This window comes from Arthrobacter sp. 10N418 (assembly GCF_056394725.1).
The window spans coordinates 81202-94001 of the sequence record NZ_JBFTIK010000012.1 but is presented as its reverse complement, the minus strand read 5'-3'; the positions used below and the strand labels follow the sequence as shown (position 1 = coordinate 94001).

Here is a 12800-nt window from a genome sequence, read left to right as displayed (position 1 = left end):
GCGCTTTGTGCCGGGCGACGCGCAAAATACCCCACGCCGCCGGAATTCCTCGGCGCCAAGTAATTTGCGCGTCGCGGAGCACAAGCTGCGTCGGATTATCCACATGGCCGCGGCAGGGCATCGAATCGGTGTCCGAAGGCTGGGATCCTGCTTCCATGAATGAGTTGCCCAGACTGATATTGGCCCGTGAGCACATCCAGCAAGGCCTGACGCCGAAACAGCTGGCCGCCAAGTGCAGCTCCGGAGCGCTCGTCCGGATCCGGCACGGCGCATACGTCGACCGGACGTCCTGGCAGGCACTGAAGGAGTGGGAACGGCACCGCGTCCGGGTCAGCGCCGCGGCCGAGATGTTGATGGCGCCGACGGTCTTCGGCCGGCACTCGGCGGCCTCCGTCTGGAAGATTCCAACCATCGGCCGCCGCCACCCTGTCTGCGCCCTGACCACGCAGAACGACGGCGGGCGCTCGCGTGCCGGGATCAAGAGGCACTACGCCGCACCGGCCGGGTTGGAGGTCGTCCGGCGCGAAGGGCTTCTGGTCACCGGGAGGGTGCGCACCGCGCTGGACCTTGCCGCGTTCACGCCGTTCGCGGAAGCCGTCGTGCCGCTGGACCACGTGCTCAAGGCCGACCATGTGCAGGGTCTGCCGGCGCTCACGAAAGACACGCTCCTGGCTGGGATCGACGGCAATTACACCGCGGCTGCGGAACGGCGGATCCGGGTGGCAGTGGACTTCGCCGACGCGCTTTCGGGCTCGGCGGGGGAGTCCTACGGCCGGGCCCTGATGTGGATTGCCGGATTCGAACCGCCCGCGCTCCAGCACGAAATCCGTGACCACTCCGGGACCGCGGGCTACACGGACTACTACTGGGATAGTGCCCGACTGGCCGGTGAGTTCGACGGCGTCGTGAAGTACCTGAAGCCCGAGTACCTGAAGGGCCGGACCCCTTCGCAGGCCGTCGTCGACGAAAAACTGAGGGAGGACCGCATCAGGGCCTCGGGGATCGGGGTCGTCCGCTGGGTCTGGGCCGATCTGATGGCCGCCGGACAGCTGGAACGCAAGCTTGTCGCGGCGGGTGTGCCCCGCCGTCGTGCCCGCACTGCACAGTGATTAGGACGCGCACCTTGCCCCATGACGCGCAAATGCCCTGTCGCTACCGGAATTCCGGCAGCGACAGGGCATTTGCGCGTCGCCAGGTGGTGTGCGCGTCGGAACTACAGCACCCGGCTCAGGAATTCCTTGGTGCGCACATGCTGGGGGTTGGCGAGAACCTCGCGGGGATCGCCGGTTTCCACCACCACACCGCCGTCCATGAACGTCAGCCGGTCGCCCACTTCCCGGGCAAAGCCGATCTCGTGGGTCACCACGATCATGGTCATGCCGGACTTGGCGAGGTCCTTCATGACGTTCAGGACGTCGCCCACGAGCTCGGGGTCCAGCGCGGACGTGGGCTCGTCGAAGAGCATGAGCTCCGGATCCATGGCCAGGGCCCGGGCGATCGCCACCCGCTGCTGCTGGCCGCCGGACAGCTGCGACGGGTAGTGGTCGGCGCGGTCCGCCAGGCCCACCCGGTCCAGGAGCTCCAGGGCCCTCTTCCTGGCCGTTTCGCGGGACTGGCCCTTGACCTGGACCGGCGCTTCCATGATGTTGTACAGCGCGGTCTTGTGCGGGAACAGGTTGAAGCGCTGGAACACCATGCCGATTTCGCGGCGCTGGGCGGCGATTTCCTTGGTCTTGAGGTCGTGGAGCCGGCCGTTGACCTCGCGGTAGCCGATCAGCTGGCCGCCCACGGAAATCCGGCCCGCGCTGATGGTCTCCAGCAGGTTCACGCACCGGAGCATGGTGGACTTGCCGGACCCCGACGGGCCGATCACCACGGACACCTCGCCCTGGTTGACCTCCAGGTCGATGCCGCGCAGCACGTGGTGCTGGCCGTAGTACTTGTGAAGGCCTTCGATCCGCACCAGCGGCTTCTCAGCTGTGATCGTCACTTTGCCTCCTCCTCGGGGAAGTCCATCTTCAGGGCCGTCTCCGCCTCGGCGCTCGGCGCCACAGCGGCGGCTGCCTTGGCGGCGGCCGGGTTGATCGCGGCAGGAGCCAGGTTGTCCACACCCTTGCCGTAGTAGGCCTCAATGTAGTGCTGGCCCACCATCAGCAGGCTGGTGATGACGAGGTACCAGATGGCCGCCACGATCAGCAGCGGCACGGGCAGATATGTCCGGTTGGCCAGGGTGTTCGTGGCGAACGTCAGATCCAGGGTGAACGGCACGGCCAGGACCAGGGACGTGGTCTTGAGCATGCCGATGGTCTCGTTGCCGGTCGGCGGCACGATCACGCGCATGGCCTGCGGCAGGATGATCCGCCACATGATCTTGGTCTTGCCCATGCCCAAGGCCTCGGCTGCTTCCATCTGGCCGCGGTCCACGGACTTGAGGCCGGCCCGGAAGATCTCGGCAAGGTAGGCGGACTCATTCAGGCCCAGGCCCAGGATGGCCGCCGCCAGCGCGGTGATGACCGCGCTGGTGTCCATGCTGAACAGCTGGGGGCCGAACGGCACGCCGGCGCTGATCTTGGGATAAAGGACCGCGATCAGGCCCCAGAAGATCAGCTGGGTGTACACGGGGGTTCCGCGGAAGAACCATACCCAGGCCCAGCTGGACCAACGGAAGACCGGGTTCTCCGACTGGCGCATGAACGCCAGGAGGATGGCAAGTACGATGGCCAGGACCATCGAGGCTACTGTCAGGATCAGCGTCCAGCCAACGCCCTGGACCACTTTGACGTCAAGGATGTAGGTCCCGACGATGTCCCAGCGGAAGTTGGGGTTCGTGACCAGGCTCTGGACGAAGAGGGCCAGCACGCCGAGGATGATGATCGCGCTGATCCACCGGCCCGGATGCCGCACCGGGACCGCGTTGTTCAGTACCGGAGCTGCGGGGTTCTGCTGGTGGTCGTCCATCTGTGCACCTGATTTGTGGCTGGTAACGGGAAGACTCAAGATCCGGCCGCCGGGTTGACCTCGGACTTGGTGAGGGCGCCGTCAGCGTTGCCCCACCCTGCCAGGATCTTCTTGTAGGAACCGTTCTCCATGAGCTTGGTGACGGTCTTCTGGATGACGTCGGCCCAGGCGGTGTCGGACTTGGCCACGGCGATGCCCTCGGGAGCAGCGTCATAGACGTCGCCGAGCTTCTCGATCTGGCCGTTGGTCTGGGTGACGGCGTAGCCAATGATCGGCGAATCGGCTGCCATGGCGTCGATGCTGCCGTTGACCAGCCGGGTGGTGATGTCCGTCTGGGTCTTGAGCGTGATCACGTTGATGGGCTGCTTGCCCTCCGCAGTGCACTTCTTGTTGCGGCCGGCGACGTCGGGGTCCTCCTGCGTGGTTCCGGTCTGGACGCCGATGGACTTGCCGCAGATGTCATCCAGGGAGAACTTCTTCGGGTTGCCCTTCTGCACGGCCCAGGCGGTCCCGGCGTTGAAGTAGCTGACCATGTTCACGGCGCTGAGCCGCTCGGCGTTGATGGTGAAGGAGGAGATGCCGAGGTCGTACTTCGGGCCCAGCGCCGGAAGGATGCCGGTGAACTCGGCGGTCTGCACCTGGACCTTCAATCCCAGTGTGGCACCGATCGCCTTGGCGATGTCGACGTCGTAACCGACGGGGGTCTGTCCGTCGGTGCCGAGGAATTCCGCCGGGGCGTAGCTGGTGTCTGCTCCCACCGTCAGGGTGCCCTTGGCCTTGATGGCCGCGGGGACCATGGCCGCGAGGGCATCGTCCTTCTGGATGGTGGTGGGGTCAAAGCTGGCATTGGCGCTGCCGGACGGCGAGGCCGCGCTTGACGGGCCGGTTTCGGAGGCGTTGGTGCAGGCCGTGAGGGCCAATGCACCGACTGCGAGCACGGTGGCGGCCTTGAGCTTCGAGCTGCTCAGGAGCGAACGGGAAATCTGCATTTTCTTACCTTTTGTTTCAGGAGGGATGCGAGAACAAGTCGGTTCATAGTGTATCGCCGAACAAGAGATGTACGTCACAGAAAACTAAGTTTCACTATTGGATAACTAATTGGGGGTGAAAAGCAAGGGTTCCATGCGGGGCCATGTCTGCAATCCCGGACTTCTAGCTGCTGATGCCCAGCGATTCGAGCATCGGCCGGAACTTGGCCCACGTTTCCGCGAGCTCGGCCTCGGGCACCGAGCCCTCGACGATGCCGCAGCCTGCATACAGCCGGACTGTCTGGTGCGATTCGATGACCGCGCCGCGCAGCGCGATGCCCCACTCGCCGTTGCCGGCAGCGTCGAGCCAGCCCACCGGTCCGGCATACGGGCCGCGGTCCAGGTGTTCGAGTTTCCGGATGAGGGCGCCCGCCACGGTGGTCGGCGTCCCGCACACGGCGGCCGTGGGGTGCAGCGCGTTGATCAGCGCGAGGCAGGTGGGCACGTGCCCCTCCACCTCGGTCAGTTCGGCTTTCACATCCGAGGCCAGATGCCACACGTTCGGCAGTTCCAGGATGAATGGCTCGCTGTGCGCGTTCATCGCCTCGGAGAACGGGGCCAGCTGGGTGGTGAGCGACTGGATCGCAATGTCGTGTTCGTGCCGCTGCTTTTCGGAGCCGGCCAGCACGCGCTCGGCGAACTCCAGCGGCGAGCCGGCCATCCCCTCAGCGTCTCGGCGGTCCAGCGTCCCGGCCAGGACCCGGGCCTGGGCCGTGCGCCCCTCCACCTGGATCAGCATTTCGGGCGTGGAACCGACCAGGCCGTCGACGCCGTAGGTCCAGCATTCGCGGTAGCGCACGGCCAGCTGGCGCAGGATCTCGGCGGCGTTCACGCCGTCGGGCACGGTGGCGACGATATCGCGGGCCAGGACCAGCTTCTCCAGGGCGCCCGTGCGGATCTCCGCGACGCCCGCGGCCACGGCCGCCATCCAGTCCGCTTCGCTCAGCGAACCGGTGCTCAGGCTCGCTGCCCTCGGGACAGCAGGGGCGCCGGGGTCAGCAGGGACAGCGGGGACGACGTCGGATCCGGACGCTGCGTCGATCGCGGCGGCGGGCGCCTCAAGCCAGCGCTCCAGCGCCGCCCGGGCGCCTGCTTCGGTGAGTTCGCCGTCGTCGAACGTCAACTGGGTGAGCCAGGCGTTGCCGTCGCGGAGTCCCACAACGATTTCGGGGACGATCAACCGGGACTCATGCGCGGAAACCTTGGAGAAGGCGAAGGAGCCGAAGGCCACGGGGCCGGTACCGGGGCAGTCCACGGCGTCTTCGACGTCGGCCTCGAGGACCAGGTGGCGCCACCAGATGTCCGCTTCCAAGAAGCGCTCGGGGCCGGTGGCCGTGAATCGGGCAATCTCACCGAAACCCACCAGGCCGGCTTCGCGGCGGGTCCAGCAGAGGAGGTCGTCCCGGACCAGAAACGACGGCAGCCCCCCGGGGAATGTGTCTGCATCGAGGGGGACTGTCAAGGTACGGAACGTGCTCGTCATGATGAGACAACACTACTCCCGCCCCGGCCTGCGGCCCTGTTCAGCGCGTGGTTCGTGGGGGAGCCGATCATTTGAGACAATGTCATGGTGAACCGAGCATCCTTGGATAAGCGTCCCGACGAAGTAGCCACGATGTTTGACGACGTGGCCCCAAAATACGACGTCGTCAACGATGTCCTGTCCATGGGCCAGACCCGCCGTTGGCGCCGGATCGTGGTCGAGGCTATGGGCGTGTCGGCCGGCCAGCGCGTGCTGGACCTCGCCGCCGGCACCGGAACCTCCAGCGAGCCGTATGCCGACGCCGGCATCGATGTCATCGCCTGCGACTTCTCCCTCGGCATGCTCAAGGTCGGCAAGCGCCGCCGCCCGGACATCGACTTCATCGCCGGGGACGCCACCCGCCTGCCGTTCGCCGACAACACCTTTGATGCCAGCACGATCTCCTTCGGACTGCGCAACGTCAACGAGCCCAAGAAGGCCCTGGCCGAGATGCTGCGGGTCACCAAGCCCGGCGGCAAGGTGGTCATCGCGGAGTTCTCCCAGCCCGTCGTGCCGCTGTGGCGCACCATGTACACGGAGTACCTCATGCGGGCCCTGCCGGCCATCGCCGTCAAGGTCTCCTCCAACCCGGACGCTTACGTCTACCTCGCCGAGTCCATCCGCGCCTGGCCGGACCAGGACCACCTGGCCGCCTGGCTGCAGGAAGCCGGCTGGGAATCCGTGACCTACCGCAACCTGAGCGGCGGAATCGTCGCCGTGCACCGCGCCCAGAAGCCGGCCGGCCCGGCTGCCGGCGCGGCCGCAATCGCCGCCCACACCGGTCCCGTTGCCAAGCTGCGCCGCAACATCACCCGGCCCGCGCGTTAGCCGATACCTGCCGTGAAAGTACTGATCGTCGGAGCAGGCCCGGCCGGGTCCACCGCCGCCTACTACCTTGCGCGGGCCGGCGTCGATGTCACGGTGCTGGAGAAGACCAGCTTCCCCCGCGAGAAGGTCTGCGGCGACGGCCTCACCCCGCGTGCCGTCCGCGAGATCCAGAAGCTCGGGCTCCCGCATCCGGAAGCCGACGGCTGGCGCCGGAACAAGGGCCTGCGCCTGATCGCCGGCGGCCGCACGATCGAGCTTCCCTGGCCCGAGGTCTCCGATTTCCCCCAGTACGGGCTGATCCGCACCCGCCTCGGCTTCGACGAGGAACTGGCCCGGCACGCCCAGTCCGCGGGCGCCGTCGTGCTGGAACGCCACAGCGTCGCCGAAGCCCTGCGTTCCGACGACGGCCGGGTCACCGGGGTACGGGCCGCGCTGCTGGACGAGTCCGGCCGCAAGAGCGGCGAGACGCGCGACTTCAGCGCCGACGTCGTCCTCGCCGCCGACGGAAACTCGAGCCGCACCGCCGTCTCCCTGGGCATCCGGAAACGTGATGACCGACCGCTCGGCGTCGCCGTCCGCACCTACTTCACCAGCCCGCGGCACGACGACGACTGGATGGAAGGCTGGCTGGAACTCCGTTCGCCGGCTTCCCGCGCCTCGCAAGCTCGGCGCGGGGCCCGCGCCGGCTCTCTTGGCCGCGACGGCAAGCTCCTGCCCGGCTACGGCTGGGTGTTCGGGGTCGGGGACGGCACCTCCAACGTGGGTCTGGGCATCCTGAACTCCTCCAAGGACTTCGGCAAGCTCGACTACAAGCAGGTCCTGCGCGAATGGACCGCCGGGATGCCCGCAGAGTGGGGCTTCACGCCGGAGAACCAGGTCGGCGAGATCCGCGGCGCCGCGCTGCCCATGGGCTTCAACCGCACGCCCCACTACTCGCCTGGCCTGCTGCTCCTCGGCGACGCCGGCGGCATGGTTTCCCCGTTCAACGGCGAGGGCATCTCCTACGCCATGGAATCGGCCCGGTTCGCGGCCGAGTTCATCATCGACGGCGCCGCACGGCAGCGCGCCGGCGCCTGGGCCTCCGGCTCCGCGGCCGACGCCCACCTTTCCCGGTACGCGGACTATGTGCGGGACCAGTGGGGCTCGCATTTCACGCTGGGCCGGGCCTTCGCTGCCCTGATCGGCAAACCTGCAGTGATGAAACTGGCCCTCCGGACGGGCATGCCCATCCCTGTGCTGATGCGGTTCGTCGTGCGGATGCTGGCCAACCTCACGGATCCTGCGGCGAAAAGCTTCGAAGACCGCGTCATCCGGGTGCTCGAACTCCTCGTCCCGGCCACGTCCAACCAGGCTCTGTCCAGCGCGGACGGCTCTTCCCACTCCAGCACCAACTCCGCGGTTTCCGCAACAAAAGTTAGGGTTAACCCGTGACCAACTCCGCAGACCAAAGCTGGACGCACGCCGGGCACGGCCTGCCGGGCGCTGAACCCGACCTCAACACCACCGCGATTGCCACCGGGCTCCAGCTGCCGGCCGGGTTCGCGGCCATCGCGGGGGACCCGGAACTGGGCCCCGCGCTCACCACCAATCTCGCGCGGGTGGAAAAGAAGCTGCGCGAAGCCATCGCCAACTCCGATCCGCTGGCGGACGCAACGTCGCGTCATCTCGTGGAAGCCGGCGGCAAGCGTATCCGGCCCCTCCTGACGCTGCTCTGCGCCCACCTTGGCGACGCCTCCCTGCCCGCTGTGGTGCAGGCCGCCGTCGTCGTTGAACTGACGCACCTCGCGACCCTGTACCACGACGACGTCATGGACTCCGCTCCCTTCCGCCGCGGCGCCCCCACAGCGCACGAGGTCTGGGGCAACTCCGTGGCGGTGCTCACCGGGGACCTGATCTTCGCCCGGGCGTCGATCCTGGTCTCCGAGCTCGGATCCCGCGCGCTCGGCATCCAGGCGCGCACCTTCGAGCGGCTGTGCCTGGGCCAGCTCCACGAGACGGTCGGACCGCGGCCGGACGAGGACCCGGTGGAGCACTACCTCTCGGTCATCGCAGACAAGACCGGCTCGCTCGTGGCGGCCTCCGGGCAGCTCGGCGCGATCTTCTCCGGCGCCGACGAGGCTTACGAAGCGCTGCTCGTTGAATACGGCGAGAAAGTGGGCGTCGCCTTCCAACTGGCCGACGACGTCATCGACGTCACCGGGATCAAGGTCAAGTCCGGGAAGTCCCCGGGCACGGACCTGCGAGAAGGCGTTCCGACCCTGCCGGTGTTGCTGCTCCGCAATGCCGCCCGCGACGGCGACGAGTCCGCCGTCGAACTGCTGCAGCTGATCGACGGCGACCTCAGCTCGGACGAGGCCCTCGCCGCCGCTGTGGCCGGGCTGCGCGAACACCCCGTCACCGCCCAGTCCTGGATTGTGGCACGCACCTGGGCCGACGAGGCCATCGCCGCCCTCGCCCCGCTGCCCGAGGGCGTCGTGAAGGCGTCGCTGACCAGCTTCGCCCGGGCCGTGGTGGACCGCAGCAGCTAAGCGACTTGCGGCTACAGGCCTGCACCTCCGGCGCCCGCCTGGGCGCCCGTGGTCGCCCGTTTTAAACGGAATGGCCCCGGTTCTGCACAACGTTCGAGTCGTCCGTTGTGTGGAACCGGGGCCATTTCTCCGTTCGCATCAGGTCCACCGGAGGCATTTGGTGAACCCAGAAATGAGCCTATGACAGAACTGTCATGCTGTCTAGCGGTTTTGTAAATTGATTGACAGGGGTTTCCTGGCCGGGGCTTACGCCTTCCCGGGGCACTTTGAGTGCCTCTGAGCCCTTGCCCGGCTGGTCCGCGGGCGTTTCCGTGCCTAAGTTCCCCTCGGCCGGGCCTGGGTTGTCTGGCGGCATGCCTTTCCCCAGTTGATCCCGCAGCATACCGGCGGCAGAGTGCTCCTCGGCCGCGCAGTTGTTGGCTGGCACGGCCGCGGTCCAACACAGCTGTGCGGGGCCCGGCGGCCCCGGGGCGCTTTGCCAGTGTCCAGCTGCCCTGGCCGTGTCAGGGTTTGTTCGGCCAGTCGTTTTCCACATATCCCAGCCGCGGTCGGCCCGACGGGCCTTCGGCAGGGCACATTGGCGGAATGAACGTTGCCAATTATCTTGCCGCACGGGGAGGCACCGCCACCGCTGCTGACCTTGGAAAGGCCGGACTGAGCCGCCACCGGATATCCACAGCCGTGGCAGACGGGACCATAGTGCGAATTCGCCGCGGTCAATACGGACTGCCGCAGGATCCCAGCGCATACCGGGCCGCGTGCGAAGTGAAGGGGCTGCTGACTTGCCTGTCGGCGGCTCCGGACTACGGTTTGTGGACTTTGGTGCCGGCGCAACGCCTGCATGTGTGTGTCGGCCACCGGACGGCGCCGCCCGACTCCATGGCACATGGCCGTTGCCGGCATCCTCGACACCCGTGGCTACCAGTGGCCGGACTAGCAGACGTCCTGATCCACGCACTCCACTGCCTTCCTGAGCTGGAAGCCCTAGTCATGGTGCAGTGTGCTGTGGGACGCGGAGACATCAGCCTGGCTTTCCTGCGCAGCAAACTCGGAGGGAACCGAAATGGCCGGGCAAGGGCGGTGCTGGACCTGGTCATTCCCAGGGCCGATTCGCCGCTGGAAGTTCTGGCAAACACCGCGTTTTGCCGGGCCGGCCTGTATGTCCGACGGCATGTGGAGATCCCCGGGGTGGGCGAGGTGGACTTTCTTGTTGAGGACTTCCTCGTGGTGGAAACGGACGGCGAATCGCATCTAGCGCCCGGGCAGGTGAAGAAAGACCGCGGGCGGAACAACGCGAGCATCGTCGGAGGCTACCTGGTTCTCAGGTTCGGCTACGACCTCGTGGTCCACCACCCCGAGAGGATGCTTGCGCAGGTCCTCGCGGTGCTGGAGTTGTGGCGTCGGGGTGGCTTCCACCCGTGAAGAGCCGGCCGTGGTGGCCGTCTGGGCCCGTGATACTCCAGCAGCGACGGTCGCGGCCGCCGTCCGGGGGATACTTTGACACCTGACTCGGGATTTCTGGGCTCAGTGGCGGTGTGTTCGTGCCAAAGTGCCCCCGGGCGGTCGGAGGTTGTCATCAGGGACGTGTGCTGAGAATGAAGTTCAGATTGAGGGGAGACCCCGGGGTAGGCGTCTTTCAGGTCGAACCCGCTGGAGAGGATCGAGACTAGCCGGCGCCACACCAGGGCCTCAGAAGTGATGCCGCCCCTGTACCGCGAGGACATTTGAGACTGGCGGCCTGTCTCGTTGCGGGTTGTCGACCGGCAGGTCGCGGCGGCCGTCCGGGGCTACATTGGCGCATCAACCGGGAATTCCCGGGCCAGGCGTCGGCGTGTCCGTGTCAAAGTGCCCCCGGACCGCCGAGCCCCCGCCGAGCCCCGGACCGCCGGGCCCCCGGACCGCCGAGCCCCCGACGAGCCCGGGGGAGGCGCTGCTAGTCCTCGTCCTCGTCGTTGAAGGCCCACTCAAACATGTCAAACACGAACTCGGAGAACGTGCCTTCTTCGCTCTTCCACTGGCCGCGGGCATTGTTGCGGCGCCACACGATGGGATCCGGAACCCCCAGGTCCCCGACACGGAAGCCCCACGTGAACTGCTCTTCCTCGTCCTCGAGGAACATCAGGAAGCCCTCATCGTCGACTTCGAGCTCTTCGGGGTCCCAAAAGTAGTGGTAGGCCTCCATGAGGTCCTCGCAGCCGCCGAGGGCCTGGTAGAACTCGCGCAGCACCAACGGGATTTCGAACTGGTGCTCGGCGAGGGCCGAGTCGAGCTCGTCAGCCGGGAGGCCGTCTTCTTCCTGCCATTCGTCTTCGAGATACTTCGGGACAAGCGCGCGGAATTTCTCGAGGAACATGTCAGTCATGCTCTTATCCTAGCCAATTCTTAGCCGTCGGATTCCGCAGGGTCCAGGCCGAGACGGTGCCAGCCACGGACCGCCAGGGGAACGTACCAGTGACGCCGCCAGGCCGTGACCCGGAACGCGAAAACCACGGCCGCAACGGCACTTGCCGTCACCGCATTGAAGGCGCCGGAAATGGACAGGACCGCCGTCAGGGCCGCCCCCACGAACGCCGGAAGCGCATAAAGATCCTTCGGGTCGAACAGCCGGGGTACCTCATTGGCCGTGATGTCCCGGAGCAGGCCCCCGCCCACCGCCGTCGTGACCCCCAGCAGGACCGCCGCGAGGGGGTTCATCCCCGCGGCGAGGGCCTTCAACGTGCCGGTGATGCAGAACAGGGCCAGCCCGCCGGCGTCGAACAGGACCAGCAGCGAGGTGTAGCGCTGGAGGCCGGAGAACAGGAAGTACACCAGCACCGCGGCGAGCAGCGGCGGGGCCAGATAGGCCGGGTTCGTGAACGCTGCGGGCGGCCCGGCGTTGAGGATGATGTCCCGGATGACGCCCCCGCCCAGGCTGACCACCGACGCCAGCAGGACGGAGCCAATAATGTCGAACTGCTTGCGCGCCGCGAGCAGCGAACCGGAGACGGCGAAGAAGAAGACGCCGGCGAGGTCAAGCCAGACCAGGACAAGGCTGAAGGAAAAAGTCATGGAGCGTCCCGGTCGATAGCAAGGGGGCGGATAGGACGGCTCCAAGGTTACGCTAACGGCTATGAATAGCCCCATCCTGATCGCCTGCGCCCACGGCACCTCCAGCCCGCTCGGAGCCGCGGAGGTCAACGCGCTCCGGGACGGCATCGCCGCACTGCGCCCCGGGCTCGACGTCCGCGAGGCCTACGTCGACGTACAGGACCCAGACCTGCCGGCCGTCGTGGCGGGCCTTCCGGAGGGGGCGGGCGCCGTCGTGGTGCCGCTGCTGCTCAGTGTGGGCTACCACGTGAAGGTGGATATCGCGCGGGCGGTCAAGAGCCGGCCGGATACGTTCGCGGCCGCCCCGCTGGGGCCGGACCCGCGGCTTGCGGCCCTGCTGGACGTCCGGCTCCGGGAAGCCGGCGTCAAGGGCGAAGACGCCGTCGTGCTCGCCGCTGCGGGGTCCTCCGACACCACGGCAGCGCAGAATGTCGAGGAACTCGCAGGCCAGCTCCGCGCCCTGCGTTCCAACCGCGTCGTGGCCGCGTACGGCGCTTCCGCCACCCCCTCAGTGCCCGACGCCGTGGCCATGCTCCGCGAGGAGGCGGCGGGCGGCGCCGGAGCCGGGAAGTCGGCAGGGGGAGTGGACGTGGGCGGACGCGTCGTGATTGCCTCCTACCTCCTCGCCCCCGGCTTCTTCCACGACCAGCTGGCCAAGGCCGGCGCGGACCTCGTCACGGCCGCGCTCCTGCCCTCGCCGGTGCTTGCCGAGATCGCCCTGGAACGCTACGACGCGGCGCTCGCAGCCGCGCCCCGGTCCCCGGCCTGAACCGCCGAAACCATGCACAGCAACCCCGCCGGTTCAAGGCTCGCCGGGGCTTCGTGACGAAATGTTGCCCTAGGTGACCT

12 protein-coding genes and 1 pseudogene are annotated in these 12800 nt (G+C 67.4%); 7 read left to right on the top strand and 6 right to left on the bottom strand.

Features of this window, described 5'->3' with window-relative positions; all coding sequences use genetic code 11:
• The first annotated feature begins 155 nt into the window (after nt 1-155).
• On the top strand, nt 156-1109 hold the full coding sequence (locus tag AC1DCZ_RS11450; RefSeq protein ID WP_476974676.1) for a hypothetical protein: 954 nt from the start codon (nt 156-158) through the stop codon (nt 1107-1109).
• Nucleotides 1110-1213: 104 nt separating this feature from the next.
• On the opposite strand, the gene AC1DCZ_RS11445 is transcribed toward AC1DCZ_RS11450, so the two are convergent.
• The 4 genes from AC1DCZ_RS11445 to AC1DCZ_RS11430 all read right to left on the bottom strand — a co-directional run bounded on the left by AC1DCZ_RS11445 (nt 1214) and on the right by AC1DCZ_RS11430 (nt 5469).
• On the bottom strand, nt 1214-1990 hold the full coding sequence (locus AC1DCZ_RS11445; RefSeq protein WP_476893883.1) for an amino acid ABC transporter ATP-binding protein: 777 nt from the start codon (nt 1988-1990) through the stop codon (nt 1214-1216).
• A complete protein-coding gene (locus tag AC1DCZ_RS11440; protein WP_476974675.1) occupies nt 1987-2958 on the bottom strand; it encodes an amino acid ABC transporter permease in 972 nt (323 codons plus the stop codon). Before AC1DCZ_RS11440 ends, AC1DCZ_RS11445 begins: the two co-directional genes overlap by 4 nt.
• A gap of 35 nt (nt 2959-2993) precedes the next feature.
• Nucleotides 2994-3947 carry an ABC transporter substrate-binding protein gene (locus tag AC1DCZ_RS11435; protein WP_476893885.1) on the bottom strand — a complete coding sequence of 318 codons (954 nt, stop codon included), beginning with the start codon at nt 3945-3947 and terminating at the stop codon, nt 2994-2996.
• 163 nt (nt 3948-4110) lie between these two features.
• Nucleotides 4111-5469: an isochorismate synthase gene (locus AC1DCZ_RS11430; RefSeq protein WP_476974674.1), complete on the bottom strand. Its 1359-nt coding sequence runs from the start codon at nt 5467-5469 to the stop codon at nt 4111-4113.
• An 87-nt stretch (nt 5470-5556) separates the two neighbouring features.
• Between AC1DCZ_RS11430 and AC1DCZ_RS11425 the strand changes: the two genes are divergently transcribed.
• The 5 genes and pseudogenes from AC1DCZ_RS11425 to AC1DCZ_RS11405 all read left to right on the top strand — a co-directional run bounded on the left by AC1DCZ_RS11425 (nt 5557) and on the right by AC1DCZ_RS11405 (nt 10286).
• Nucleotides 5557-6336 carry a demethylmenaquinone methyltransferase gene (locus AC1DCZ_RS11425; RefSeq protein WP_476974710.1) on the top strand — a complete coding sequence of 260 codons (780 nt, stop codon included), beginning with the start codon at nt 5557-5559 and terminating at the stop codon, nt 6334-6336.
• Nucleotides 6337-6348: 12 nt separating this feature from the next.
• A complete protein-coding gene (locus AC1DCZ_RS11420; RefSeq protein ID WP_476974673.1) occupies nt 6349-7767 on the top strand; it encodes a geranylgeranyl reductase family protein in 1419 nt (472 codons plus the stop codon).
• Nucleotides 7764-8864, top strand: coding sequence for a polyprenyl synthetase family protein (locus tag AC1DCZ_RS11415; RefSeq protein ID WP_476974672.1), 1101 nt, complete (start codon nt 7764-7766; stop codon nt 8862-8864). The genes AC1DCZ_RS11420 and AC1DCZ_RS11415 overlap by 4 nt, the downstream gene beginning before the upstream one ends.
• A gap of 585 nt (nt 8865-9449) precedes the next feature.
• Nucleotides 9450-9584 (top strand): annotated as a pseudogene (locus AC1DCZ_RS11410) (type IV toxin-antitoxin system AbiEi family antitoxin domain-containing protein); the annotation flags it as partial.
• Nucleotides 9585-9788: 204 nt separating this feature from the next.
• Nucleotides 9789-10286, top strand: a complete 498-nt coding sequence (locus AC1DCZ_RS11405; RefSeq protein WP_476894211.1) for an endonuclease domain-containing protein — start codon at nt 9789-9791, stop codon at nt 10284-10286.
• Nucleotides 10287-10797: 511 nt separating this feature from the next.
• Here AC1DCZ_RS11405 and AC1DCZ_RS11400 read toward each other — a convergent pair.
• Nucleotides 10798-11226 (bottom strand): hypothetical protein, encoded by a 429-nt coding sequence (locus AC1DCZ_RS11400; protein ID WP_476893889.1) that lies wholly within the window; start codon nt 11224-11226, stop codon nt 10798-10800.
• A gap of 20 nt (nt 11227-11246) precedes the next feature.
• Nucleotides 11247-11912: a trimeric intracellular cation channel family protein gene (locus AC1DCZ_RS11395; RefSeq protein ID WP_476974671.1), complete on the bottom strand. Its 666-nt coding sequence runs from the start codon at nt 11910-11912 to the stop codon at nt 11247-11249.
• Nucleotides 11913-11973: 61 nt separating this feature from the next.
• Between AC1DCZ_RS11395 and AC1DCZ_RS11390 the strand changes: the two genes are divergently transcribed.
• Nucleotides 11974-12720: a sirohydrochlorin chelatase gene (locus AC1DCZ_RS11390; protein ID WP_476974670.1), complete on the top strand. Its 747-nt coding sequence runs from the start codon at nt 11974-11976 to the stop codon at nt 12718-12720.
• Nucleotides 12721-12800: the final 80 nt, after the last annotated feature.